The 25,602-nt window shown below is 74.8% G+C and carries 22 protein-coding genes and 1 pseudogene; 9 read left to right on the forward strand and 14 right to left on the reverse strand.

Annotated elements, in window-relative coordinates; translation table 11 throughout:
- Positions 1-19 precede the first annotated feature (19 nt).
- Complete coding sequence (locus tag ACH4RG_RS11320; protein ID WP_398539423.1) at positions 20-1,324, forward strand: MFS transporter; 1,305 nt, start codon at positions 20-22, stop codon at positions 1,322-1,324.
- Here ACH4RG_RS11320 and ACH4RG_RS11325 read toward each other — a convergent pair.
- Together ACH4RG_RS11325 and ACH4RG_RS11330 are read right to left on the reverse strand one after the other, a co-directional pair.
- Complete coding sequence (locus tag ACH4RG_RS11325) at positions 1,310-2,485, reverse strand: hypothetical protein (protein ID WP_397916200.1); 1,176 nt, start codon at positions 2,483-2,485, stop codon at positions 1,310-1,312. The two genes, ACH4RG_RS11320 and ACH4RG_RS11325, sit on opposite strands and share 15 nt — an antisense overlap.
- Entirely contained in the window at positions 2,482-3,501 is a 1,020-nt protein-coding gene (locus ACH4RG_RS11330; RefSeq protein WP_398163575.1) for a 5-dehydro-4-deoxyglucarate dehydratase, read from the reverse strand. The genes ACH4RG_RS11325 and ACH4RG_RS11330 overlap by 4 nt, the downstream gene beginning before the upstream one ends.
- A gap of 209 nt (positions 3,502-3,710) precedes the next feature.
- On the opposite strand from ACH4RG_RS11330, the gene ACH4RG_RS11335 reads away from it, so the two are divergent.
- The 3 genes from ACH4RG_RS11335 (at position 3,711) to ACH4RG_RS11345 (ending at position 6,171) form a co-directional block, all read left to right on the forward strand.
- Complete coding sequence (locus ACH4RG_RS11335) at positions 3,711-4,520, forward strand: NAD-dependent epimerase/dehydratase family protein (protein WP_397916202.1); 810 nt, start codon at positions 3,711-3,713, stop codon at positions 4,518-4,520.
- 94 nt (positions 4,521-4,614) lie between these two features.
- A complete protein-coding gene (locus tag ACH4RG_RS11340) occupies positions 4,615-4,836 on the forward strand; it encodes a hypothetical protein (RefSeq protein ID WP_018957671.1) in 222 nt (73 codons plus the stop codon).
- Between the two features lie 96 nt (positions 4,837-4,932).
- The gene (locus tag ACH4RG_RS11345) at positions 4,933-6,171 is read left to right on the forward strand and encodes a TerD family protein (RefSeq protein WP_398539424.1); all 1,239 of its coding nucleotides are present in this window, start codon (positions 4,933-4,935) and stop codon (positions 6,169-6,171) included.
- 112 nt (positions 6,172-6,283) lie between these two features.
- Here the strand turns inward: ACH4RG_RS11345 and ACH4RG_RS11350 are convergent, their stop codons facing one another.
- Entirely contained in the window at positions 6,284-6,508 is a 225-nt protein-coding gene (locus tag ACH4RG_RS11350; protein WP_032752687.1) for a hypothetical protein, read from the reverse strand.
- A gap of 85 nt (positions 6,509-6,593) precedes the next feature.
- Positions 6,594-6,896 (reverse strand): annotated as a pseudogene (locus ACH4RG_RS11355) (TROVE domain-containing protein); the annotation flags it as partial.
- A 280-nt stretch (positions 6,897-7,176) separates the two neighbouring features.
- Here ACH4RG_RS11355 and ACH4RG_RS11360 point away from each other — a divergent pair.
- A complete protein-coding gene (locus ACH4RG_RS11360) occupies positions 7,177-9,594 on the forward strand; it encodes a PQQ-binding-like beta-propeller repeat protein (RefSeq protein ID WP_398539425.1) in 2,418 nt (805 codons plus the stop codon).
- Entirely contained in the window at positions 9,591-11,960 is a 2,370-nt protein-coding gene (locus tag ACH4RG_RS11365; protein WP_398539426.1) for a protein kinase, read from the forward strand. The genes ACH4RG_RS11360 and ACH4RG_RS11365 overlap by 4 nt, the downstream gene beginning before the upstream one ends.
- 78 nt (positions 11,961-12,038) lie before the next feature.
- On the opposite strand, the gene ACH4RG_RS11370 is transcribed toward ACH4RG_RS11365, so the two are convergent.
- Entirely contained in the window at positions 12,039-13,523 is a 1,485-nt protein-coding gene (locus ACH4RG_RS11370) for a hypothetical protein (protein ID WP_398163570.1), read from the reverse strand.
- A 122-nt stretch (positions 13,524-13,645) separates the two neighbouring features.
- Positions 13,646-14,359 (reverse strand): antibiotic biosynthesis monooxygenase, encoded by a 714-nt coding sequence (locus tag ACH4RG_RS11375; RefSeq protein ID WP_397930163.1) that lies wholly within the window; start codon positions 14,357-14,359, stop codon positions 13,646-13,648.
- Between the two features lie 170 nt (positions 14,360-14,529).
- Here ACH4RG_RS11375 and ACH4RG_RS11380 point away from each other — a divergent pair, with 170 nt between their 5' ends.
- The gene (locus ACH4RG_RS11380) at positions 14,530-15,303 is read left to right on the forward strand and encodes a phosphodiesterase (protein WP_398539427.1); all 774 of its coding nucleotides are present in this window, start codon (positions 14,530-14,532) and stop codon (positions 15,301-15,303) included.
- A 30-nt stretch (positions 15,304-15,333) separates the two neighbouring features.
- On the opposite strand, the gene ACH4RG_RS11385 is transcribed toward ACH4RG_RS11380, so the two are convergent.
- On the reverse strand, positions 15,334-16,002 hold the full coding sequence (locus ACH4RG_RS11385; protein WP_397930158.1) for a DUF4232 domain-containing protein: 669 nt from the start codon (positions 16,000-16,002) through the stop codon (positions 15,334-15,336).
- Positions 16,003-16,174: 172 nt separating this feature from the next.
- On the opposite strand from ACH4RG_RS11385, the gene ACH4RG_RS11390 reads away from it, so the two are divergent.
- On the forward strand, positions 16,175-17,059 hold the full coding sequence (locus tag ACH4RG_RS11390; RefSeq protein ID WP_397916210.1) for a 4-hydroxy-tetrahydrodipicolinate synthase family protein: 885 nt from the start codon (positions 16,175-16,177) through the stop codon (positions 17,057-17,059).
- A 5-nt stretch (positions 17,060-17,064) separates the two neighbouring features.
- On the opposite strand, the gene dapD is transcribed toward ACH4RG_RS11390, so the two are convergent.
- From dapD to ACH4RG_RS11425, 7 genes are all read right to left on the reverse strand, one after another.
- Positions 17,065-18,063 (reverse strand): 2,3,4,5-tetrahydropyridine-2,6-dicarboxylate N-succinyltransferase, encoded by a 999-nt coding sequence (gene dapD, locus ACH4RG_RS11395; RefSeq protein WP_397916211.1) that lies wholly within the window; start codon positions 18,061-18,063, stop codon positions 17,065-17,067.
- An 83-nt stretch (positions 18,064-18,146) separates the two neighbouring features.
- Positions 18,147-18,617, reverse strand: a complete 471-nt coding sequence (locus ACH4RG_RS11400; RefSeq protein ID WP_398539428.1) for a S26 family signal peptidase — start codon at positions 18,615-18,617, stop codon at positions 18,147-18,149.
- Complete coding sequence (locus ACH4RG_RS11405) at positions 18,614-20,584, reverse strand: ABC transporter ATP-binding protein (protein ID WP_397930256.1); 1,971 nt, start codon at positions 20,582-20,584, stop codon at positions 18,614-18,616. The genes ACH4RG_RS11400 and ACH4RG_RS11405 overlap by 4 nt, the downstream gene beginning before the upstream one ends.
- Complete coding sequence (locus ACH4RG_RS11410) at positions 20,581-21,216, reverse strand: redoxin domain-containing protein (protein ID WP_398163565.1); 636 nt, start codon at positions 21,214-21,216, stop codon at positions 20,581-20,583. The genes ACH4RG_RS11405 and ACH4RG_RS11410 overlap by 4 nt, the downstream gene beginning before the upstream one ends.
- Complete coding sequence (locus ACH4RG_RS11415; RefSeq protein WP_397916214.1) at positions 21,213-21,776, reverse strand: MauE/DoxX family redox-associated membrane protein; 564 nt, start codon at positions 21,774-21,776, stop codon at positions 21,213-21,215. The genes ACH4RG_RS11410 and ACH4RG_RS11415 overlap by 4 nt, the downstream gene beginning before the upstream one ends.
- 113 nt (positions 21,777-21,889) lie before the next feature.
- Positions 21,890-22,105, reverse strand: coding sequence for a hypothetical protein (locus ACH4RG_RS11420; RefSeq protein ID WP_397916215.1), 216 nt, complete (start codon positions 22,103-22,105; stop codon positions 21,890-21,892).
- A 47-nt stretch (positions 22,106-22,152) separates the two neighbouring features.
- Positions 22,153-22,374 carry a hypothetical protein gene (locus ACH4RG_RS11425; RefSeq protein ID WP_397916216.1) on the reverse strand — a complete coding sequence of 74 codons (222 nt, stop codon included), beginning with the start codon at positions 22,372-22,374 and terminating at the stop codon, positions 22,153-22,155.
- 432 nt (positions 22,375-22,806) lie between these two features.
- Here ACH4RG_RS11425 and ACH4RG_RS11430 point away from each other — a divergent pair, with 432 nt between their 5' ends.
- Positions 22,807-25,218, forward strand: coding sequence for a BTAD domain-containing putative transcriptional regulator (locus tag ACH4RG_RS11430; protein WP_398539429.1), 2,412 nt, complete (start codon positions 22,807-22,809; stop codon positions 25,216-25,218).
- Positions 25,219-25,602: the final 384 nt, after the last annotated feature.

Here is a 25,602-nt window from a genome sequence, read left to right on the forward strand (position 1 = left end):
AGGCGGAGGGCGGGGCGACATGGGCGGTCCGGCGGTGGTGCGGGTCCTGCGGGACCCGACGGCGGGGCGGTATCTGGCGGGGGTGGTCGTCTCCGGGTTCGGTACGTCCGCGATGTGGCTCACGGCCGGGATCTGGGTCAAGTCGCTGACCGGCTCGGACAGTCTGGCGGCGCTGACGGTGTGCGCGATGTGGGCCCCGGTGCTGGCCGGGCCCGCGCTCGGCGCGCTCGCGGACCGGATGGACCGGAAGAAGCTGCTGGTCCGGGTCAACCTGGCGATGGCCGCTCTGCTGGCCACGCTGGTACTGGTGGACTCGGGCCGCGCCGTCTGGCTGGTCTTCGTGGTGCTGGTCCTCTACGGGGCGTGCGGCGTCCTGCTCGACGCGGCGGAGTCGGCGCTCGTCGCGGGGACCGTGCACGCCTCACTGCTGGCGGACTTCAACGGGCTGCGGACGACGGCGAACGAGGGCGTGAAGCTGGTCGCCCCACTGGCGGGCGCCGGGCTGTACGCGCGGTTCGGCGGGTCGGCCGTGGCGCTGCTGGACGCGGCGACGTGCGCCCTGGCCGCCCTGATCTTCGCCCGGCTCCGGGTACGGGAGGCTCCGCGGCCCCCGGTGGGGGCGTGGCGCGGTGAACTCCTCGCCGGCTTGCGGCGGATACGCGCCTCGGCCGTGCTGCGCCCGCTGGTGGCGGCGGGAGCGGCAACGATGCTGCTGGCGGGGGTGAACGGGGCCGTGACGTTCGGTTACGTCGATGACGTGCTCGGCCGGACGCCGGAGTACGCGGGGGTCCTGTACGCGGTGCAGGGCGCCGGTTCCGTGGCGGTGGGGCTGCTGGTGGGGCCGCTGCTGCGCCGGCTGCCGGAGCGGGTCTTCGCGGCGGCCGGGATGGCCGTGTTCGCGCTGGCGGTGGGCGCGCGGACGCTGCCGCACGACGGGGCGGCCGTGGCGGCGAGCGCGGCGATCGGGTTCGGCCTGCCGTGCGTGCTGATCGCGACGATGACCGCCGTGCAGCGGGAGACGCCGGACGCGGAGCTGGGGCGGACGGCGGCGACGGCGGGCTCGCTGATGACGGCGCCCAACGCGGTGGCCCTGGCGGTGGGGGCGGGACTCGTCGCGGTGGTGGACGTGCGGGTGCTGACAGCGACCGCCGGGGCGGCGGGGCTGCTGGCCGCGGCCCTGCTGGCGGTGGGGGCGGCACGGCGCCGCACCGCCCCCACGTCGCCGTCCGTCCCCACGTCGCCGTCCGTCCCCGCCTCGACATCCACCCCCGCGTCGCCGTCCCGCCCGGCAGGGGAGGCCGGCCCCGCCTCATCCCAGCCGTGAGAGCGCCGCGGCGACCGCCTCCAGGTCCGGGCCCGAGGCGAGTCCCGCGTGGTACAGGCGCAGCTGGTCCGCGCCGAGCGAGGCGGCGTGGGCCGCGTCGCGCTCCAGGGTACGAGGGCTGCCGCCCATCCCGGTGACGATCCCGAAGTTGGCGGCGCGCAGACCTCCCCGGCCGGCGAACGGCCCCAGGGCCGCTTCCCGGGCGCTGTCGGGTCCGGTGCAGGGCAGCACCACGCCGTCGGCCACGCTCAGGATGTGGTCCGCGTCGACGCCGGCGTTGGCCCCGGTGCGGTACGGGACGGGGTCGGCGTGCAGCAGCACCTGGAAGCCGGGCGGGGCCGCGTCCCGTACCGCCGCGACGGCCGCCTCCTGGAACGCGCGGGCGACCCCGCCGCGCCACCTCAGGGTGGCGTCCGCGAGCTCGGGTCCGAGCAGCTTCCCGATGCCGTCCCGGCCTGACTCCGGGGAGCCGGCGCCGGACCAGGCCGGCTCCAGGGCACGGCGGACGGCGGCGGACAGGTCGTCGGGGTCGGCGCCCGCCTCCCCGTATCCCTCGCGGCACACCGGGCAGAAGCACAGCGACATCAAATACTGCGCGGCCTCGCCGAGGCCCACGCCGGCGACCTTGTCGTGGGCGTGCAGATGGGCGAAGCCGTACCAGCCGCAGGACTCCAGCTCGGTCCCGTGTGTGCCGGGCCGGACGGCGGCCTCGGCCGCGAGGTCCACGAGGTACGCCCGCACGGCGGGGCGGGCGATGCAGGGGGCCCAGGGGTAGCGGTCCCCGTAGGCGTTGACCACCGAGGTGTCCGGGTGCTCCGCGCCGAGCCGCGAGCTGTGGGCGAGGACCACCCAACTGTGCACCTCCGGACCGGCGGCGGCCAGCGCGCCCGCGGCCTCCCCGTACGGATCGTCGCCGGCCGTCCAGCTCTGGCGGTACGGGGCGAGGGCCCGCCCCGCCCAGCGGTCCGGGTCCGGCGGATAGAGGACGGCGGCGTGCTCGGCGGTGACGACGCGGTGGGCGGGGTGGCGGGGGGTGAGGGCCCGGGTGGAGTGGTAGGCGGAGGCCAGGGTCACCTGCCGGACGCCGAGGTCCGCGATCCGGGCGGCGGCGTCCGGGTCCCCGACGACGTCCCACGGGTAGAGGAACGCGCCCGCCTTCACGCCCGGCCCCCCGCCCGGCCCGCCGGGGGGCCCTGTAGCGGGGACGCGGGCTCCGGGGACGCTGGCTCCGAGGCCGCGTGCTCTTCCAGCAGCGCGCGGCCGCTCGCGATGATCTCGATGAGGTCCTTGACGTGTGCGGCGGGCGGTTCGGTGAGCGGGGTGCGTACCTCGCCGACGTCCAGGCCCTGGAGCCGGACTCCGGCCTTGACCAGGGAGACGGCGTACCCGCGGCCCTTGGCGCGCAGTTCGACGAGCGGCCGGTAGAAGTGGTCGAGCAGCCCGTCGACCAGGGCCTCGTCGCCGGAGTCCAGGGCCCGGTAGAAGGCGAGGGCGATGTCCGGGACGAAGGCGAAGACGGCGGAGGAGTAGAGGGTGACGCCGATGCCCCGGTAGGCGGGGCCGGTGAGTTCGGCGGTGGGCAGTCCGTTGAAGTAGAGGAAGTCGCCGTCGGGCCGGTGGGTGCGGACCGCGCTGACGATGCGCTGCATCAGGTCGAGGTCGCCGTGGCCGTCCTTGAGCCCGATGATGCCGGGGGTGCGGGCCAGGGCGACGACCGTCTCGGGGGTGAAGACCGCGTTGTCGCGCTGGTAGACGATCGTCTCCAGGCCGGTGGCCGCGGCGAGCGCCGCGTAGTGGTTCAGCAGCCCTTCCTGACCGGCGACGACGAGGTAGGGCGGCATGGCGAGGAGCCCGTCCGCACCGGCCTCCTCGGCGGCGCGCGCGTACTGGACGGCGAGCGCCGTGCCGTAGCCCGCACCCGCGAGGACGGGGACCTGTCCGGCCGTCTCCTCGACGGCGGCGGCGACCGCGAGGCGGAACTCCTCGGGGGTCAGCGCGTGGAACTCGCCCGTACCGCAGCAGGCGAAGACCGCGGCGGCTCCGGCGTCGATCCCCGCGCGCACATGGGCGCGGAAGACGGCGAGGTCGACGGTGCCGTCCGGCCCGAACGCGGTCACGGGGAAGAAGAGCGGCCCGGCGACTTCGCTGAGCCGGGCGGCGAGGGGGGCTGAGGTCACGGGCGCTCCCTGAACAGTCACAGACGTGCACAATTCTGATCGGTGTCCATATTTATGAACATCGCAACGCTAAGGCAGCCTCCGATGGCTGGTCAAGACGGACGCGGGCTCTTGACGCACCTCGCCTCGCCTCCCTAGTTTGTCCACGCATGTGAATGCCAGCCAGAATTGCGCACAGCGCTCCGTGTACGCCCCGAGGAGACCCCCGTATGACCGCTCCCCGTACCGTCCTGCTCACCGGCGCCGCAGGCGGCCTCGGCACTTTGATGCGGGGGCTGCTGCCCGCGTACGGATACGACCTGCGGCTGCTCGACCTGGTCCCGGTGGAGGGCGCGCCCGAGGCGATCACCGCCGACCTGAACGACCGGGAGGCGCTGCGCGAGGCCGTGCGCGGGGTGGACGCGGTCATCCACCTGGCGGGCATCTCGCTGGAGTCCACGTTCGACAAGATCCTCCGCGCCAACATCCAGGGGACGCACCACCTCTACGAGGCCGCCCGCGAGGAGGGCGTCCGGCGCATCGTGTCCGCCTCCTCCAACCACGTCATCGGTCACACCCCGCGCCCGGAGCCGGGCGATCCGCCCATCACCCTGGACGCCCCGCGCCGCCCCGACACCTTCTACGGGCTCTCGAAGTGCTTCGGCGAGGACCTGGCCCAGCTCTACTGGGACCGGTACGGGCTGGAGACGGTCTCGGTGCGCATCGGGTCCTGCTTCCCCGAGCCCACCTCGGTGCGGATGCTGTCGGTCTGGATGAGCCCCGGCGACGGGGCACGGCTGTTCCACGCGGCCCTCACCGCCGAGGACGTCGGGCACTCCGTCGTCTACGGATCCTCCGCCAACACTCGCCTGTGGTGGGACCTGGCACCGGCGCGGGCGCTGGGCTACCGGCCTAGGGACGATTCGGAGCCGTACGCGGCGAAACTCGTCGCCGAGCAGGGCGAGCTGGACCCGGACAACCCGGCGCACGCCCGCGTGGGCGGCCACTTCGCGACCGACCCGCCGATCTGGCCGCACTGAGCCGCCCGGGCGGCGGCAGCGGGCGGCGGCAGCGGGGACCGGGCGGCGGAAATCCGGGCGACGCGGGCGCGGCGGGGCGGGCAGGATACGGGCCATGCCGAGACCTTCCGGATTCCAGTACGAACAGCACGGCGACCAGAGCGTCACCATCACCCACCACGGCCGCCCCGCGGGCACTCTGCGCGGCGGCCGGGCGGAGAAGTTCCTGGCCGAGGTGGGCTCGGGCGACGCCCAGTTGGTGATGGCGCGCTGGACCGGTGCGTACAAGCACGGCAACGAGCGCACCGCCCGCGACCACCCGCGCAACCGCCGCTGAGACCCTCCGGCGACCGTCCCACGACCGTCTGGCGACCGTCCTCCGGACGGCCGAAGGTAAGGGAACGGCAAAGCCGGGTCGTTCGTTACCCCGTGCATGACCGCAATGACCCCCGGCTCGAACATCCCTCTCTCCGCCGCCCGCGTGGCGGTGGACGTCGCCGCTCCGGTGCGGCTCGACGTCTCGGGCCTGCTGCTCACCGCCGACGGCAAGGTGCGCTCCGACGACGACTTCATCTTCTACAACCAGCCCTCGGGCCCCGGCGTGACCTACCGCTCCGGCGGGGGCTCCGCGCCCGACGCGATCGTGGTGGACACCGCGGCCGTCCCGCCGGGCATCGAGAAGATCGTCGTCACCGCGAGCCCCGACGCCGTGGGCCAGACGTTCCAGGGCGTCGAGCCCACCGCCACCGTGCGCAACGCGGACGACGGCAGCGCGCTCGCCACCTTCACCCCGCCGCAGCTGGGCGCCGAGACGGCGCTCGTGGTCATCGAGATCTACCTGCGCAACGGGGCCTGGAAGGCCCGCGCGGTCGGCCAGGGGTACGCCAACGGGCTGGCCGGGATCGCCACGGACTTCGGCGTCTCGGTCGAGGAGCCCGCGGCCCCGGTCGCCCCTCCGGCTCCGACGCCCCCCGCCCCGGTCGCCGCCGCCCCGGCCGCTCCGGTCGCCGCCCCCGTCGACCCGCGGATCGCCCCGCCCGCTCCGGCCGCCCCGCCCGCTCCCCCGGCGGCCCCCGCCGCGCCCATGGGCTCCGGGAAGATCAACCTGGACAAGGGCCGGGTCAACCTCCAGAAGAACCAGACCGTGTCCCTCGTCAAGGGCGGCGCACCGTTGCTCTCACGGGTCAGGATGGGCCTGGGCTGGGAGCCCGCGTTCCGCGGCAAGGACATCGACCTGGACGCGTCGGTGATCGCCTACGGCCCCAACCGCAACCACCTGGACAGCTGCTACTTCGGCAAACTGACCATCCTGAACGGGGCGATCAAGCACTCCGGCGACAACCTCACCGGTGAGGGCGCGGGCGACGACGAGGTGATCATGGTGGACCTCGGCCGGATCCCCGCCGAGGCGACGGGCCTGGTCTTCACGGTGAACTCGTTCACCGGCCAGAAGTTCAACGAGGTGGCCAAGGCCTACTGCCGGCTGATCGACGACGCGTCCGGCGAGGAGCTGGTCCGCTTCGACCTCACCGGTGCCGAGCCGCAGACCGGGGTGATGATGGCCAAGCTCATCAAGCAGTTCACCGGCGAGTGGGAGATGACAGGGATGGGCGAGTTCGTGAAGTCGCGCACCGTGCGGGGCATGGTGAAGCCCGCCGCCAAGTCCCTGTAGCCGCCGCCGTGGGCCCTCTTCCCGAGGGCCATGACGGAGTCCGGGGCGCCTGAAGTGATTCAGGCGCCCCGGATCCGGAGAAGGCGGACGCTGCTCGTACTCGTTCCGCGTCTCAGAGCTTGGTCAACTTGGAGTACGGGCTCAGGATCCTTCCCTGTCGCCCCGAGAAGTCGATGAGGACCGCATCGTTGTCGCCCTCGACAGCAAGAATCCTGCCGAGCCCGAACTGGTCGTGCGACACCCTGTCGCCCACATCGAAGCATTCGACCGGTGGGGCCTCCTGGGCCGGGCGGTTGAAGGGACTGGAAGGCAGGTGACGCCGGGCTGACTGTTTCATTAAGTCGAGTATGCGCCCTCCGGAGGCCCTACGCCATGCCCGTCGGTGCCCAAGGCCCCAGACGTGCCGGATTCGTAATCAGCGCTCACCACGGCCAGTCAGCGCTTCCTGCCGCCTCCGGCAGCGGAACCCTCCGGAACGCCGCGTCGGAAAGACCCCCGAACGTGTGGCGGTTTCCCTCGCCGGACGGGGCGTGGCCGAGCCGGTATCCGGCCGGATTCCAGGTGCAGACGGGCCTCGTGTCCGGACAACTCCGGGTCGCGCCGCCACGGCGCGTGTACGCGACCTGCTCGTCGGTGACGATGGGTACCCGGTCGCGGTCCCGGTAGTGCCGCACCGCCTCCGCCGTGTTCGCGCCGCCCGGGTTCCCGAAGCGGTCCAGGACAACCGGCGGTTCCATCAGCTCGCGGTGGGCGCTCGGAACCCGGTCGGCGGCGGGCGGCACGGCGGTCTCCGGCCGGGGCCGACGTTCCAGCGCGTACCGGAACAGCTCGCCCTGCCAGGGCTGCCGGGACGGGCCCGGTCGCACGCGAAGTATTCCCGCCGGCCCCGGAAGGTCCCGGCGGGAACCCCCGGGGACGCAACCGAACGGGAGGGCGCGGGCGTCGCACAGGAGGGGCCCGCGGTGGTCGCCCCGGCCCGGCGGACGACGAGGGGGGACGCACGGCATGGAGCGGGTCGCGGGGTACCGGATCGTGGCGCTGCTGGGCGAGGGCGGCATGGGCCGGGTCCACCTGGCCCGGACGGCGTCGGGGCGGCTCGCGGCGGTGAAGACCGTCCATGAACACCTCGCGACCGACCCGCTCTTCCGGGAGCGGTTCCGCCGCGAGACGCTTGCCGCGCGGGCGGTCGCCGGTCCGTTCACCGCCGCGGTGCTGGACGCCGGCCCCGACGCCGTACGGCCGTGGCTGGCGACCGAGTTCTGTGCGGGGCCGACGCTCACCGAGGCCGCCGGGGCACTCGGGCCGCTGGGCGCGGGGCCGCTGGCCGGGCTGGGGGCGGCGCTCGCGGAGGCGCTGGCGAGCATCCACCGGGCCGGGCTGGTCCATCGCGACCTGAAGCCGTCGAACGTGGTGCTCACCCGCGGCGGCCCGAAGGTCCTGGACTTCGGCATCGCCCGGCGGGCGGCCGACGAGACCCTCACGGGGACCGGGGAGGTCATCGGATCGCCCGGGTTCATCGCCCCGGAACTGCTGACGGCCGACGACGAGCCGTCCCCCGCCGCCGATGTGTTCGCCCTCGCTGCGCTGCTCGCCCGGATGGCGACGGGCCGACCGCCCTTCGGCTCCGGCCCCGCGCACCAGGTGCTGTACCGGACGGTGCGGGGGGAGGCGGATCTGGACGGGTCCCCGACCCGCGAGTGGCGCGCGTTCCTCGCCTCCTGTCTGACGGGCGACCCGGCCGGGCGTCCCACGGTGGCCGACGTCCTGGACTGGTGCGCGGAGCGGTCCCCGGCCGACACGTGGTGGGAGCGGGACCCGGTGGCCGGCCTGGTCCGCGACCACGAGAACGGGGTCGCGGCGCTGGTGGCGGACGCCGCGGACGGCAGCCGGGACGACGCGGACGCCCCGGCCGACACGGACGAAGCGGACGAAGCGGACGACGCGCACGAGTCCGGCGCCCCGGAAGGCGGGGCGGGCGTCGGCCCTGCTCCGGTCGACGCCGTACCCGCCCCCTCCCCCTCCCGCACCGACGGCGCGCGCCCCCCGACGGACGCCGTCCCGTACCGGGCCCGGCCCGTGGCCGCGCCGCGGGACGCCGTCCCGTACGACGGTGAGCCGGGCCGGGGTCCGGCCCGGCGGCGGCTGCTCGCGTTCGGCGGGGCCGCGCTCCTGACGGGAGGGGGTCTGCTCGGCGGCGCGGCTCTGCTCCGGCGCACCGAGAAGAACGACCCGACCGGCGGCCGGGGAGCGTCACCGGCGCCGAGGACCCGCTGGGCCCGGGGACGTCTGCTGTGGACCCGGACCGTCGGCGACCTCGGCCCCGCCGGCCGGGTGCTGCGCCACGGCAGCGCGCTCCTCATCACGGACGCGGCCGCGGTGACCGCGCTCGACGCGGCCACCGGTGCCGTGCGCTGGCGGCATCCGGCGCGGGGCGTGACGGCAGTCCGGCCGCTCGGGAACCAGGTGCACCTCCTGCTCTCCGGCCTGCTCTTCGCACCGGAACTCCTCACCCTCGACGCCCGTAGGGGCCACCTGCGTTGGTCGGCCCTGCCGGACCGGCCGGCCAACGCCCAGACGTCCCCCGCCCCCGACGGCCAGTCGGCGTTCTTCACCGTCGACGGCGGGACGACGGTCCTGGTCTCCTACGCTTCCGACGCCTCCCTGTGGGCGAAGCGCTCGCTGGGTGATCGCCCGTGGCGCGCCTACGGGTTCGACTCCCGTACGGGGAGGACTCTCTGGTTCCACGAGGGAACGCGGGCCGCGGTGACCGGCATCGACGCGGCGGGCGGCCGGCTGGCGGTCGGACTCCGCCTCCCGGCCCGAAACGGGGCCCCCGGCGAGGAGCCTTTGTTCGTGCTGCGGACCACCGGTGCGACACCGCGGCCCGAGCCGGAGATACCCGGCGGCGCCCCGTATCCGCACGCCCACCCCGGCGCCTCCGGCATCCGGTACTACGCGCGCGACAGCCGGGTCGTCGCGATCGATCTGGCGGCCCGGCGCACCCTCTGGCGCCGTACGCTCGAAGGCGGGTCGCCCACGGTCACCCCCACGGCTACCGATGGCGTGGTGCACGCCGCGACGGCGGACGGGGTCACCGCGCTCGACGCCCGGAGCGGGCGGGTCCGCTGGAGCCGTACGGACGTCTGGCGGCTCACCTCCGACGACGGCGGCGGCATCGGCGACGGGCCGCCGCTGGTGGCGGACGGCGCTGTGTACGCCACCGGGCCTGAGCCGGGCCACGAAGCGAAGTCCGGTGAGGGCGCGTTCTGGGGGGTGCACGCCCTCGACGCCCTCCGTGAGCGCCGGCTGTGGTCGGTGCCCGTCGAGGGGGACGGGCCCTCCCTCGCCGCCGCCGGCGGGGGTCTCCTCCATGTCTGTGCCGGCGGCACCGTGCAGACGTTCACCGGACCGGAGCCCGCGTGACCGGCGCCCTGCTTCCGGGCGATCCCGAACGGCTCGGTTCGATCCGGCTGCTGGGCCGGCTCGGAGCGGGCGGCATGGGCACCGTCTATCTGGGCCGTACGCCCGGCGGGCTGACCGTCGCGGTGAAGACGGTGCACGAACACCTGGCGGCCGACCCGCACTTCCGTGAACGGTTCCGCCGCGAGGCGGCCGCCGCCCGCGCGGTGACCGGGGCGCACACGGCGGCGGTGCTCGACGCGGACCCGGAGTCGTCGCGGCCCTGGCTCGCCACCGCCTACCTGCCGGGCGTCACGCTGCGACACGCGGTGGCGGCGACCGGACCGCTGGTCCCCTCCGCCGTACAGTCCCTGGGCGCGGCCCTCGCCGAGGCGCTGGAGGCCGTCCACCGGGCGGGGCTCGTCCACCGCGACCTCAAGCCGTCGAACGTGCTGATCACCGCCGACGGGCCCCGGGTCATCGACTTCGGGATCGCCCGCGCGATCAGCGACCACGGGCTGACCGGGGCGGGTGACGTCGTCGGCACGCCGGGGTTCATCGCCCCGGAGCAGATCACCGGGGCCTTCGTCACCGGAGGCACGGAGTCCCGGGAGGCGGAGGCGGCGAGCGGGGCGGCCGTGACCGGGGCAGCCGATGTGTTCGCGCTCGGGGCGGTGCTGGTGTTCGCCGCCACCGGAGGCAGCCCGTTCGGCTCGGCGACCCCGGCGGTGCTGCTCTACCGGGCCGTCCACGAGGACCCGGATCTCACCGGAGTACCCGACGGGGTGCGGGAGGTGGTGACGGCCTGCCTGGAGAAGGATCCCGGCCTGCGTCCGACGGTGGACCAGGTCCTGCGGGCCACCACGTGTCCGCATCCGGCGCTGTGGTGGCGCACGGAGCCGCTGCGCACCCTGGTCCTGGGCAGGGCGGCCGAGCAGCCCGTCGAAGAGCCCGCCGCTCCACCCGGTCCGCCGGGGACGGCCCCGACCGCTTCGGCGCCGGCTCCGGCCCTCACCCGCCCGGTGTCCGCCCTGCCTCAGCCGCCCGTGGTGAGGAGCCCGGCGGCCCGGCGCGGCGAACTCACCCGGCGCGGTCTGCTGCTGGCCGGGGGCGGCGGGCTCGCCTCGCTCGTCACGTACGCGTCCGTCCGGAGCGGGGCCGACGGGCGGAAGAAGCGGGTCGAGGATCCCTTGGGGATCCGGCCGGGGAGCGCGCGGCAGGGCGCCCTGCGCTGGACCCTGGCCCCCGCGTTCGACGGCACGACCGTGGACGCGCTGCGGTGGGCCGGAGGTTCGCTGCTGGTGCACGGCGTCGCCGTGCCCGATGTCGGGGGCGCCGGCAGCAGCGGCGGATACGTCACCGCGCGGCGACCCCGTGACGCCGGGCGCCGTTGGCTTACCGGCGCCGCGGAGAACGCCCCCGCGCAGTGGGGGGTGTCCGGTTCGGTGCTGGCGGCGGCCGATGTCGGCCTGGGGGCCCTCGATCTGGCGACGGGCGAACCGCTCGGCACGCCCGCGGAGCGACCGGCCCCGCTGTGGTTCGCCGTCGCCTCGGGGGTACTCGTCTCCGGTTTCGCGGCGGACGGCGACGCACCGACGCTGAACGCCGTGGACCTGCGCTCCGGGGCGGAACGCTGGACCGCGGGCACGGCGGAGGCCCGGCCGCCCGCCGTGCTGGACCGGTCGGTGCTGCTGGCCGACGAGGACGGCGAGAACATCCGGTGCGTCGATGCGGTCAGCGGTGAACTCCGTTGGGTCTACGAGGAGTTCGAGGGGACCGCGGCCGCTCTGGCGGCGGTGCCGGGGGCGGGCTGTTTCGCCCTGCTCAGCGGGGGTGGCACCCTGCACTTCCTCCGGGCGCGCGACGGCGGCCGCCTGGCCACCGGCACGCTGAAGGAGGGGCCGAGTTCCGGTTCCAGCGCACTGGCCGCCGCCGGCTCCAGGGTGCTGCTGACCACCGGGGGCCGGGTCCACGCCTACGCGCCCACCACCGGCCGGTCGCTCTGGTCGGCCGGGACGGTGGGGCTGGACACCAGCTGGCCCGCGGGCACGGGCGGTGTCCGGGCCCCGGTGACGTCCGGCGGAGCACTGCTCCACTGGGCACGGGCAGGGGTCCTCCAGTGCCTGGATCTGCGCAGCGGCGAGGAGCGCTGGGCGGCCACGCTCGGCGGGGTCGGCCAGGTGCCGCCGGTGGCGGTCGGGGGCACGGTGTACGCGGCGACGGGTGAGCTGTGCCGGGCCCTGGACGTGAACCGGGGTGCGGTGCAGCGCGGTTGGGGCGTCACCGACGTCCGCGACCTCGCCGCGGACCCGTCCGGCTGGTACGCCCGCGTCGGCACGAAGGCGATACGGGCGTACAACCACACGGCTGCGCCGGTGCGGGGCTCCTGAGGCCGCACACTGCTGACGGCTGCCCGGCAAGGGCAGAGCTCCTCAGCCGAACGGTGCTCCGAGCCCGCCGTCCACCCCTCAACCGCCCGCGCGCGAGCGGGCCTTGAACGCGGCCTTGCGGGCGTCCTTGGCCGCCTTCTTGTCGCTGTGCAGCCGGCCCATGGCCTCCAGCACATCGGCGGTGGCCGGGTGGTCGACGCGCCAGACCTCGTCGAAGAAACCGCTGTGCTGCGCGGAGAGCCCCTCGACCAGGCCCTGGAGCTCGTCCAGCTCGCCGTCCGCGTCCAGTTGGGCGGCGATCGTGTCGATGGCCAGCCAGAAGATCATGTCCTCCGGCGGTGCGGGCACGTCGGCCGCGCCGCGCTCCGCGAGCCAGACGCGGGCCAGGCCGCCCAGCTCCGGGTCGCCGAGTACCGCGCGTACGGCGGGCTCCGCCCCGGGGCCCGCCAGGGCGAGGGCCTGCTGGCAGTGGAGGCGGCGCAGCGGCGCGCCCTCGTCCGTGCCCCGGGCGGCGGCCAGCAGCTCGGCCGCCGCGGCCACCGCGCCCTGAGCGTCGTATCCCGCGAGCCAGAGCTTGACCTCTGCGCGGGCGGCGGGCTCCGGGTAGTGGGCGATGCCGTCGAGGAGGACGTCGGCGCCCTTGCCCGCGAGGTCGCCGACGGCGGGGGCGTCCACCCCGGCCTCCAGCATCCGGGCCCGGATGCCGTACAGGCCGAGGGGGGTGAGCTTGACCATGCCGTAACGGGTGACGTCGTCGTCGGCCCCGGCGGCGGAGTCGTCCGCGGCCTCGCCCTCCTCGACCAGCAACGCCTCGTCGACCGGGCGGTATTCGACGATCCCGATGGGTTCGAGGAGCCGGAACTGGTCGTCGAGACGCATCATCGCCTCGGACACCTGCTCCAGGATGTCGTCGGTCGGCTCGCCCATGTCGTCGGGGACGATCATCGACGCGGCGAGGGCGGGCAGCGGGACCGGTCCTTCGCCCGCGCCGTTGTCCGCGAGGGTGAGCAGGTAGAGGTTGCCGAGGACGCCGTCGAGGAACTCCGCCTCGGCCTCCGGGTCCCAGTCCAGGGCGTCGAAGTCGATCGAGCCGTCCTCGCCGACGAGGTCCGCGAAGTCGTCCAGGACGGGCGCGGTGGCGTCGGCGTGCACGGCGTCGAGGCCGTCCAGCCAGATGGCCAGGACGTCCTGCGGGGAGCCGCCGGTGAGCAGGGCCAGGTTCTCGCCGGTGGTGACGGTGCCCTCGCCCCCGCCGCCCGTGCCCTCGTCGCCCTCGCCCTCCTCGGGGTCGGTGACGTCGAGGAGGCCGGTGTCCACGGCGAGCCGCCAGGCCTCGCTGGCGTACGCGGCGCCGTCCTCGTCCGCCGGGAGGGCGAGGTGCTCGGCGGCCGCGGGAAGCTGGTCCTCGACCAGTTCGCCGCCGGCCCCGACCCGGGTGTCCGGGCCCGCCCAGCGGGCGAGCTCGACGGCGCGGACGAACAGCGGAGCGGCGAGCGCGTCCCGTGCCAGTTCGGCCTCGGTGTTCAGCCGCACCGGCGGCAGGGAGGGGCGCTCTGCGGACATCGGGGGTTCTCCTCGGTGCGTGCTCGGGGCATACGGAGTGCGTACGCGGTTCAGCCGTCCAAGCCTAGACGCAATACTCCGTGTACCGCCCGCCGCTTCGCCACATACCGCCCGCCGCGCGCCTATCCGCCCGCGCCCCGTTCGACGCTGAGGACGGGGGTGTAGCGGTGCACGCCGCCGCCGGTCATGCCCGGGTAGTTCTGGACGCGTTCCCAGAGCGGGGACGGGGAGCCGACGCCCTCCCCGGGCGCGGCGAGGGCGGCGATGTGGTGTTCGGCGCTCTCCCACTCGGCGTAGTTGAGGACCCGGGTGCCGTCGGCGCCGACGTGGAAGTACGCGGCGATGCCGCCGGCGGGCAGTTCGGCCTCTTCGCCGAGCGCCTCGAACACCGCGTCCACCCAGGCACGTTGGCGGGCCGGGTCGGGCCCGTCGAACTCGACGTCCACGACGACGAGGCAGCCGGTCTCCCGGGTGTCGCCCTCGGCCCGGAGGCTGGAGCGGTACAGCTCGTACGTGTGCAGTGCGATGCGTTCGATGCCGGGGACGGCGGCGTCGATCTCGGCGTTGCGGGCGTCGCGGCTCTCGCGTACGAAGTCCTGGTAGGCCTGTTCGCCGGCCCACTGGGAGTAGTGCAGCAGGGTCGCGCCGTCCTCACCCGCGTAGACGCTGTAGGAGAGGAGCCCGGGGTGCGGCCACTCCCGGCCCTCCCAGGTCTTCCGGATGGCGTCGGCGGCCTCTCGCTGCCGCTGCGGTGTACCGACGTTCCAGGTGCTGGCCTTGGCGATCCGGGCATCGGTGCGGGCCGGGTCGGGGCGGTCGGTGAGGCGGGTGGTCATGGCGGGTTCCCTTCGTCACGCGCGCCGGTCGGTGCGTCGTGGCCACCACGGTGACACCTCAAGTGTGGTTGAGGTCAAGGGTGTTCCACCCCGACGGCGCCCTCGCCACGTTCGCCCACGGCGTGAGCGGCCCCGGGTGCGGTCGGAGCCGGCCGGGGAAGGGTGGGGACATGCCCCTCTCCGTGGCGCACCTGAGCGACCCGCACCTCACGACCGGTCCCGGGGCGGCGGCCCCCGCCGCCGGGTTGCGGGCCGCCCTGCGCCGAGTGCTCGCGCTGGACCCGCTCCCGGACTGCGTCGTGATCACCGGTGATCTCACCGAGCGCGGGGAGCCGGGTGAGTACGCGGCCCTGCGCGAGGAGGTCGGCGCGTTCCCGCTCCCGCTGCGTCTGGTGGCGGGCAACCACGACGTGCCGGAGGCCCTCGTGGGCGCGTTCGGCGGGACGCGCTTCCTGGGCGGAGGGACGCTGACGTCGTACGCGGTGGAGCACCCGGCGTTCACCGTGGTGGTCCTGGACTCCCGGGTCGCCGGTGCGCCGGGCGGCCGGCTGGGTCCCGCGCAGTTGTCCCGGCTGGACCGGGACCTCTCCCGACGCCCCGGCGTACCGGCCCTCGTCTGTCTGCACCACCCGCCGGTTCCGGTCGGCATTCCGTTCCTGGACGCGATGCGCCTGGCGGACGGCCCCGCCCTGGCGGAGGTGGTCGCCGCGCACCCCCGGGTCGTGCGGGTGCTGGCGGGCCATGTGCACCGCCCGGTCACGGCGGCCTTCGCGGGCAGCACGGTGGCCGTCGCGCCCAGTACGTACCGGCAGAGCGGGCTGGCGCTGCGGGAGGGTGTGCCCGGCTACCCCGACGAGCCGGCGGCCTTTCTGCTGCACGTCCTGCCGGAGGGGTCGCCCGGCACGGGCTGGGTCACGCACACCGTGCCGGCGGGCGACGGCTGAAGGGCCGGTCGGGCCCCGCGCCCGGGGCGGTCACTCGGGCAACTCCGCCCGCCAGGCCGTGATGTTCAGCTCGTCCATGTACCGGATGTCGTGACCCTCCAGCGGGTGGACCCGCGCCCCCGCGTCGGGGGCGGCGGCCAGCTCCAGGGCGTCGGCCATGACGAGCTCGCCGCCCTCCCGCGTGGAGACCCAGGCGAGCATCGACCGCGCGGTGCCGCCCGGCTTCAGCGTGAGCGCCTGGGGGCCGTGGTCGCGGCCGAACTGGGAGCCGGCCGGGTTGACCTTCACGGGGAGGCGTTCGCCGTCCTCGCCGAGTGCCTGGACCGAGGGGTAACCGTCGACCCGGTAGGGCTTCGAGCCGCAGTTGGTCAGGGTCAGGGCGACCGCACGGCTCATCATCGCGGTCAGCACCTCCCCCATGGTCACCACGGCCCCGGAGGCGGGGCACTCACCGGGCGGGGCGGAGGCCGGGGCGGGCGGGGCGGTCCGCTCCGGCGCGCCGTAGACGGGGGCCGGGGTCGGCGGCAGCGTCTCGGCGCGGACGATGCCGGGGCCGGACGCGGACGCGGTGGGGGCCGGTTCCTCGCCCTCGCCGACCGGGACGAGGAAGCCGGAGCAGCCGGTCAGCGCGGTCAGCGTCACCGCCGACACCACGACAGCGCCCCGTCTCCGCACCCGTACGCACACACCGCTGCCCATGCCCCCACCTCTCGCCACGATCTGCCGTCGCGGCCTGTCGTCCGTGCGTTCGATCATGTCAGAAGCGGTGACGGAGCAGCCGCCGCCCCTGCGAACCCTTCAGCATCTCTTGCTGGTCGTCCCAAGAAGATCTAAGTGGACCTACAGGGTCCCGGGCGCCGACACTTCGGACATGACCGCCACCGCACCGCGTCCCTTCGGCCGCACGCTCTGCGCCATGATCACGCCTTTCACCGCCACCGGGGCCCTGGACCCGGACGCCGCCCGTGCGCACGCCGCGCGCCTGGTGGCGGAGGGCTGCGACGGGATCGTCCTCAGCGGCACCACGGGCGAGTCCCCCACCACGACGGACGCCGAGAAGTCCGCCCTGCTGCGGGCCGTCCGGGCTGAGGTCGGCGACGGGGTGCCGCTGCTCACCGGCGTCGGGAGCCCGGACACCGCGCACACCCTGCGCATGGCGCGGGAGGCCGAGGAGGCGGGCGCGGACGGACTGCTGGTGGTCGGCCCGTACTACAGCCGCCCGCCGCAGGCCGCCGTCGAGGCGTACTTCCTGCGGGTCGCGGACTCCACCGGACTGCCGCTGATGCTGTACGACATCCCCGGCCGCACCGGCACCCGGATCGAGCCGGAGACCCTGGTGCGGCTGGCGGAGCACCCCCGTGTGGTGGCGGTGAAGGACTGCTCCTACGACCTGCTCGGCTCGACCAAGGTGCTGGCCCGCACCTCGCTGGCGTACTACTCGGGCTGCGAGGAGCTGAACCTGCCGTTGTACGCGGTGGGCGGCGCGGGTTACGTCAGCACCGTCGCGAACGTGGCCCCGCGCCAGGTACGGGCACCGCTGGACGCGTTCGACGCGGGCCGCACCGACGAGGCGGCCCGGCTCAACGGGCTCACGGCGCGCCTCACCGAACTGATGATGGCGAGCGGCCTCCCCGGAACCGTCACCGTGAAGGCGCTCCTGGACGCGGGACCGGTCCGGGAACCGCTGCAGCCCGCCGGGCGCGAGGCGACCGGCGGGCTGCGTGCGGCGTACGAGGAGCTCCTCGCCCTCTGCTGAACGGGTCAGTTGTGGGCGTGCAGGACCTCGTTGAGACCGCCCCACACCGCGTTGTTCGGGCGGGCCTCGACGGTGCCGGTGACCGAGTTGCGGCGGAAGAGGATGTTGGAGGCGCCGGACAGCTCACGCGCCTTGACGATCTGGCCGTCCGGCAGCGTGACCCGGGTGCCGGCGGTGACGTACAGACCGGCCTCGACGACGCACTCGTCGCCGAGCGCGATCCCGACGCCCGCCTCCGCGCCGACCAGGCAGCGCTCGCCGATGATGATGCGCTCCGTGCCGCCGCCGGAGAGGGTGCCCATGGTGGACGCGCCGCCGCCGATGTCCGAGCCGTCGCCGATGACGACGCCCGCGGAGATGCGGCCCTCGACCATGGAGGTGCCGAGCGTGCCCGCGTTGAAGTTGACGAAGCCCTCGTGCATGACGGTGGTCCCGGTGGCGAGGTGCGCGCCGAGCCGGACCCGGTCGGCGTCGGCGATGCGTACGCCCTTGGGGGCGACGTAGTCCGTCATCCGGGGGAACTTGTCGACCGAGGTGACCTGGAGGTGCAGGCCCTCGGCGCGGGCGTTGAGCCGCACCCGCTCCAGGTCGTCGACGGCGACCGGGCCGAGCGAGGTCCAGGCGACGTTGGCGAGCAGCCCGAACAGCCCGTCGAGGTTCTGGCCGTGCGGCCGGACGAGCCGGTGCGAGAGCAGGTGCAGGCGCAGGTAGGCGTCGTGGGCGTCGAGCGGCTTGTCGTCGAGCGAGGAGATGACCGTGGACACGGCGACGACCTCCACGCCGCGCCGGGCATCCACGCCGAGAGCCTTGGCGGCGCCTTCGCCGAGCCGGTTGACGGCCTCGTCCGGGCCGAGGCGCGTCGTTCCGGCCGGGCCGGGGTCGGAGGTCAGCTCGGGGGCGGGGAACCAGGTGTCGAGGACGGTGCCGTCACCGGCGACGGTGGCGAGGCCGGCGGCGACGGCGCCGGTGGTGCGGGCAGAACCCTGGGAAGTCGTGTCGGTCATGAACGCAACCTAACGGGCCGGGGCCCGCTCGGGCGAACCGGTCTCGGCGTGGGGCCCCTTTCCCGCCACCCGCGCCCGCGCGGTCACCTCACCTCCATGACCTGCTGCGCCTCCGGGTCGGGAGGATCCGCCGGGACCACGGGGGTGTGTCGACGCAGCGGGCGTATCACCCTGCCGGTCAGCAGAGTGCGGGGGACATAGCCGAAGCGACGGGAGTCGACGCTCACGGGCTGGTTGTCGCCCAGGACCAGGTAGTGGCCGGGTGGCACGATCGAGCCGGGGGGGACGTCCAGCCGCTCGGCCATGAGCGCGGGAACCGGGTCGCCGGGCCCGGCGGCGATCCGTTTGATGATCAGGCCCTCGTGCGTGAGCCCCTCCTCACGCGCGCCGGGAGGCGGTTCGAGGACGACGACGTCTCCCCGGGCCACCCGGCGCGCGCGGCGGCGGACCAGGACGCGGTCCCCGTCGTGGAGGGCGGGTTCCATGCTCGGGCCGGTGACGGTGACGGCCAGCAGGCGGGTCCGCAGCAGACGGCGGGCGAGGCGCACGATCACGGGGGGCCTCCGCTCCGGGAGGCTTCGGCCACCATGTCGGCGGGCGGCAGCGGCCCGGCGTCGGCGGTACGGGCCGGCGGGGTGGGTACGGAAGCCCCCGCGCCGGATGGTCCGGCGTCGGGCGCGTACCCGCTGGCCTGAAGGGTGAACAACCGGGCGTATACCCCGGAACGGCGCATCAGGTCGGCGTGCGGTCCCCGTTCGACGATCCGGCCGTCCTCCAGGACCACGATCACGTCCGCGTCGCGCAAGGTGTTGAGGCGGTGCGAGATGAGCAGCCCCGCCCGGCCCGCCCGGTGGCGTCGCAGCCGGCGGTGGATCTCGTACTCCGCCTCGGGATCGAGACCGGAGCCGGGCTCGTCGAGGACGAGGAGGTCGGCGTCGTCCCGGATCAGGGAGCGGGCGAGGGCGAGCCGCTGCCACTGCCCACCCGAGAGGACGACTCCGGTCGTGGCGTCGTCCTTGTCCCGCTCGCTGAAGAAGATCCGGCTCAGCAGGGTGTCGTAGCCGTGGGGCAGGCCGGTCAGCCGGTCGTGGATTCCCGCGACGCGGGCGGCCTCCGCCACCCGGTCGCGGTCCTGGAGCGCGGTGAGGTCGCCGAGTGCGATGTTCTCGCGGGCGGTGAGGTCGTACTCCATGAAGTCCTGGAAGGTGGCCCCCATCCGGCGGCGCAGCTCGCGCGGGCACAGTTCGCGCAGGTCGACGCCGTCCCAGAGGATCTGTCCCCGGACGGGATCGTAGAACCGGCACACCAGCTTCACCAGCGTGGACTTCCCGGCGCCGTTGAGACCGACGAGGCCCACGTCCTGCCCGGCGGGCAGGACCAGGTCGACGCCCCGGAGCACCCAGGGCTGGTCCTCCCCGTAGCGGAACCACACGTCGCGGAACTCCACCGAGTGGCGCAGCGGCGGTACGGGACGTGGCCGGGCGGGCACGGGCAGGTCGGGCCCGGCGTCGGTCACGGTGAGGAAGTGGCGGAACATCAGGAGGGCGTGGTGGCCCGTGGCGAGTTCGACGGCGAGTCCGGCCAGCGCCGTCTGGACCGCGGGCAGGGCGGTGACCAGGACGGTCACCCCGCCGACGGTGATCTGTCCCGAGCGGGCGGCCGAGACCGCCCACAGCAGTCCGGCCCCCGCGACCAGGGCGGAGAGGAGGGCGAGTCCCGCCTGGACGGCCAGTTCCTGACGGTCCATACCCCGTTTCGCCGCATCCGAGGTGCGGCGCTCCGCGACCATCCGGTCGCCGAGGAAGCGCCCCAGGCCGAAGAGCCGGATCTCCTTCGCGGCCCGCAGGTCGGTCAGCAGTGCGCTGTAGAACAGCTCCCGGCGCTCCACCGGGCCCACCGACCAGACGAGGGCGGCCCGTCGGCGGCTGAGAGCGATCTCGGCGCCGAGGACGAGGGCACCGGACGTCAGGACGGCCGCCGCCATCCAGGGGCCCAGCAGGGTGAGCGCGCCGAGGAATCCGGTGAGGGTCACCACCGCGCCGACGGTGCCGATGACACTGCCGACCGCGTCGACCGGCGCGGTGCCGCCGTACTGACGGGCCATGCGCAGCCGGTCCAGGAAGCGCGGGTTCTCGTAGGGGCCGATACCCGTGAACCGGTCGACCGCGGTGTGGAGTTCGATCTGAGCGCGCAACCCGACCGCCCGGCCGAGCTGGGTCCGCAGGTACTGGAGGAACTGGGGGACGACGGCGAGGGCGACACCGCATCCGACCAGCAGCAGAACCGGGCCGGTGAGGGAGCCGCCGGCGAAGGGGGCGGCGACCAGGCGGTCGATCACGGTCTTGAGGGTCCAGGCGGCGGCGACCGGGGCGGCGGACGCGGCCACCGTGAGCAGCAGCCAGCCCGTCAGGGTGGCGGGCGCCGCCCGGCGGGCCAGGCGGACCGCGGCGACCAGGACGGTACGGAGTGGGGAGTGGCCGGGTTCGTCGTCGGGCCGGCCGGCGGGGGCGGGCCCGGTCATCGGGCGGCGACGGGGGTCTGGGGCCACCGGCCGACTTCCGTCACCACGAGGCCGCCGTCAGGGCTGTGCCCCACCCGTACACAGCTGGGAAAGGCCTTGGCGGCGAACGCCGTGGTCACCGGGCCGTCGAAGGGTTCCTGGACGGTCGGCACCACGGCGGCCAGGGCGGCGGCCATCGCTCCGGCGTCCTCGCCCGGCCTGCCCGGCCCGTGCGGGTCCGCTGCTTCGTGTGAGCTCTGCGGGTCCCGTGCTTCGTGTGAGCTGTAGGAGTCGTTGACGACGACGGCGAGCACCTGCCGGGCCTCATCGGGCCGGTCCGCGTAGCGGGCGACGAAGCCGGGCAGTTTGTCGCGACAGGGCTCGCAGGTGGGCGAGAAGAACGCGACGAGGGTTCCGTCGGTGAGATCCCGGTCGGTGACGGGGCTGTCGGACGGGCCGGCGGTGAAGGAGGGCACGGGGGTGCCGACGCTCGCGATCCCGGACATGCCTCCGGGCATGGCGGCGGCCGGTGCCGATGCCTGTCGCAGCAGTTCGGAGTGTTCCCGCAGCCGTCGGACGACTCCGACGGTGAGTACGAGGTCGACCATGGCCAGGGCTCCGACGGCGAGAACGGCGGCGGCGAGCGGACTCACGGGGTGGTTTCCTTTCGGGGCAGGGGACGGAAGAGCGCGACGAGGTCGTCGAGGGCGGTGACGAGCAGTCCGAGAACCGCGCCCGCGAGGGAGGCGGTCAGCACCGCCACCGGGCCGCCCGTACCCGGGCCGCCGACGGCCGCGGCCAGGAGGCCGGTGACCGCCACGGCCAGCAGGATGGAGTTGCGTACGGCGTGTACCGCGCCGAGCGGAGTCGTCGTACGGCCGAAGCAACGGCAGGGCGTCCGACGGCCGCTACGGGCGGCGGCGACGGCCAGCGCGGTGAAAGCGGCGAGCAGTACGGCGGCGATGCCGAGCCCTGCGACGAGTACGGTCGGCGGAGCGAGGAGGCCGGGCAGGGCGAAGGCGGGTACGAGGACGGCCTCGGCGGTCACCACCAGCGCGGCGAGGGGGCGGGCGGGCAACGGCCCGGGGAGCCGCAGGGCTCGCACGGTCCCGGTGAACTCCACGAAGGCGGCCGGGTTCTGGACCTTGCCGAGGACGGAGCGCGTGAACACCAGCAGCAGACAGCCGCGGACAGCCCAGACGACGAGGTCCACGAGGGTGTGTCCTTTCTGAGTGGGCGGCCGCGGCGGACACCGCCGGCGCGGCACGCCCCCGGGGCACTGTCCCTGAGAGGCCACCGTCAGGTCGCCTCTCAGGGGTGATGCCGTCAGCAGGTGGCGCAGCGCCGATCCAGGTACACCTGGGTTCCGTCGGAACAGACCCGATAGGTGGAGATCGCCCTGAAACCGGTGCGGTGACACATCGGGACCATCACCGAACCGCACCTTTCCTCGGTCCAGCACTCGACGGCGGCAGCCGCCTCTGCCCGGGGAACGAGGCGGTCGACCAGCGAATCGGCCAGGCTCCGGATCCAGTCACGCATGGAGATCCTTTCGTCTTCGGTGGGTGAGAGGGGGTGCCGGAGGCAGGTCAGCCGTTGCAGCGGGCGCAGCGGACGCCCCGGAAGCTGCGGGTGCCGTCGGCGCACACCTGGTAGATGAAGTAGCCCCAGCGGCCGGTGGAGCCGCAGAGCTGGAGCGGTCCCTGCTGGCAGACCTCCTCGGTCCAGCACTGGGTGGCGGCGGCGGCCTCGGTCTTCGGGACCAGGCGGTCGATCAGGGCATCGGAGAGGTTCTCGAACCAGGCACGCATACGGAATCCTTCGGTCAGTGGGTGAGCGGCCGACCCGGAGCGGGCCGGCCTGCCGGTGCGGCGCTCGCAGCGGTAGCGCGGGGGAAGCCGACCGCTGTCCGTCCGGATGTGGCGGACCACGGTCGTTCAAGGGGCCTGTTCCGGCCCCGTAGCGGAGCCGGGCGCCCTGTCGGCGAGCCTGCGGCTACCGACGCCCGGTGCGGCCGGCCGCCCGGGGTGCCCGGGCGGGGGCCAAAGAGCCGGGCCGGTTCTGGAACCTCTTGTGCAGGGAAATCCTCTCGGTGGGTGAGGGACCCGCGGTGTGCTCCCGGCCGGCTGTGTGGGAGCGCCTTCGACTCCGTCAGCTTCCGTGGGCGCTCTTGCACGAACCTTGATCGGATCTAAAACCGGCGGCGGCTGGTGGGGCGGCACTCAGCAGACGGGCGGAGCGCGTTGGCAATCTGGTACGGAGTCCTCGGGGAGATCGAGGCCCGGCGGGACGGACGCCGGGTGGATCTGGGCCCGGCCCGGCAGCGGACCGTCCTGGCGGCACTGCTGATGGATGCGGACCGGGTGGTTCCGGTGGACGGCCTGGCGGAGCGGGTCTGGGGCGACCGGCCGCCGCGCCGGGTCGCGGCGGCCGTGCACACCTATCTGTCACGGCTGAGGCGGGCGCTGGAGCGACCCGCGCCAGGCGGCGTCGTACCGGCCGGTGCTGGTACGGGGCTGCCCGCGATCGTGCGGCGGCCCGGCGGGTATACGGTGCCGGCCGGTCCGGACACGGTGGATGTGCATCTCTTCCGCGATCTGGTCGCCCGCGCGCGGTCCGCCGACGACGGCGGGGCGCTGGAGCTGTACGACCGGGCGCTCGCGCTGTGGCGGGGCGAGCCGTTCGCGGCGGTGGACACCCCGTGGTTCAACGCGGCGCGGATCTCGCTGTCGGAGCAACGGCACGCCTGCCGCCTGGACCGCAACGATGTGGCACTGCGGCTGGGGCGTCACGGCGCGCTCCTGCCGGAACTCGGCGCCTGTCATGACGAGCGCCCCTGGGACGAGCGGCTGACCGCCCAGTTGATGATCGCGCTGAGCCGCAGCGGACGGACGGCGGATGCGCTGCGCTGTTTCGAGCGGGTGCGGTGCGCGCTGGCGGAGGAGTTGGGCAGCGATCCGGGGCCGGAGCTGCGGCAACTGCATCAACGGGTGCTGGCAGGCGATGCGGCGCTCGGGCCGGTCGGGCGGCCGGACTCGCCGACGCCGGGCTTCTCCACGGCGTCCGGAGCACCCGCGGGAGCGGACTCCCGGCCGTTCCCCCGTGGGCCGCGGGTCGGCACGGTGCCGCGCGAGCTGCCCCCGGCGACACGGCACTTCACCGGGCGTACCTCTGAGCTCGCCCTGCTGGACGAGGCGTTGGGCCGCTCTCCGGACGAGACGGCGGACGAGACGGCGGGCATGGCGGGACCCGGCGGCCCCGGCGCGGGGCCGGTGTGTGTCATCAGCGGCGGTGCGGGGGTGGGGAAGACCTCGGTGGCGCTGCGCTGGGCGCACCGGAACCTCTGCCGTTTCCCCGACGGGCAGTTGTACGTGGATCTGCGCGGGTTCGCCCGCTCGGGCGGTCCGCTGCCGCCCGCCGCGGCGCTCCGACTGCTGCTGTGCGGTCTCGGCGTGGACCCGGCGGCGGCGCCGGCGGGCCGGCAGGCGCTCGCAGGGCTGTACCGGAGCCTGGTCGCCGACCGCCGGGTGCTGATCGTGCTGGACGACGCCGCCGACGCCGAACAGGTGGCGGCGCTGCTGCCGGGGAGCGCGGGGGCCGCCGTTCTGGTCACCAGCCGCCGCCGTCTGACGGGGCTCGCCGTCACCCAGGGAGCGCACGCGGTGTCGCTGTCCACCCTGTCCCGAGCGGACTCCCGGGAACTCCTCGGGAACCGGTTGGGCGAGGCGCGGCTGGCGGCCGAGCCGGAGTCGACGGCGGCCGTCCTGGAGCAGTGCGCGGGTCTGCCGCTGGCGCTCGGCGTGGTGGCGGCGCGGGCGGCGGCCCGGCCGGGCTTTCCGCTGGCGGACCTCGCCGAGGAGCTGCGGGACGCGACGGGCCGGCTGACCGCTCTGGGCACGGGTGATCCGTCGGCGGACGTCCGGACGGCGCTGCGTCTGTCGTACCGGGCGCTGAGCGGTGCCGCGGCCGGGGCGTTCCGGTTACTGTCGGCGGTGCCGGGGCCGGACATCGGGCTGGGCGCCGCGGGGAGTCTGCTGGGCTGTCCCCCGGCGTCGGCGCGGGTGCTGCTGCGGGAGCTGGAGGCGGTCCATCTGCTGGAGCAGCACTGGCCCGGCCGGTACCGCATGCACGGGCTGGTACGGGTGTTCTCGGCCGAACTGCGGGAGGCGGGGCCGTTCGAGCGGGCGCTGCGGCGGGTGCTGGACCACTACGCGCACACCGCGTGGGCGGCCCGTCGGCTGCTGGGCCCGTACGGGCATCGGCCGATGTGGCTGGGACCGCCGCTGCCGGGGGTGACCCCGGAACGGCCCGCCGACCGGCGTGCGGCGGGGGCGTGGTTCCACGCCGAACGGGTGTGTCTCACCGCCGCCCGACGGCTGGCGGAGCGGCGGGAGTGGGACTCGGTGGCGTGGGAGCTGGCCCTGGTCCTGGACGGTCTGGTGCCACGGCAGGGCCGGGCGTACGGGGCAGCGGGGACGGTCGTGGGAGCGGGCAGGGGCGAGCTGTCCGGCGGGGGGCATCGCCGGGCGGTCCACAGCCGTCGCCCGGGGTACGCCGTGGTGGAGACCGGGGCGCGAGGAGGCGGTGCGGACGGCGAGCGTGGTGGGGGCCGGGTACCGGCGGGGGCCGCGCCGACGCTGCCGTGCCTGGCGTGAGGGATCACGTCCCGGCAGAGCGGCGACTGCGCCAGTACGGCAACGGTCTTCGGCCTGATGGCCGGGCAGCTTCTGGTGGTGTGTGGCCGCGTTGTCCGTAGTGGCTGGTGTGGGCCTGGTGTCGTCGTCCGCGGTGCCGGTGTGACCAGTGCAGGACGTTCGGATACCTGGTCGCCGCTCTCGGCCTCTTCGCCGTCGGCTGCTCCACATCACCTGCGGCGGCTGGACCCGGCCGATGGCCGCGCTGCTCGTAACGGCGACAGCACAGCTCGTCATCGGGATGGCGCTTTCCGTCCGCCGGCGCTGGCCTGCGGAGCCCAGGGAGCGAGGCTCGCATCAGGTGAAGGTCTGCCCGAGCTCACGCGTCTGCAGGAGGCAGGGGAC

The organism is Streptomyces sp. NPDC021019, from assembly GCF_044333295.1.
GTDB lineage: Bacteria > Actinomycetota > Actinomycetes > Streptomycetales > Streptomycetaceae > Streptomyces.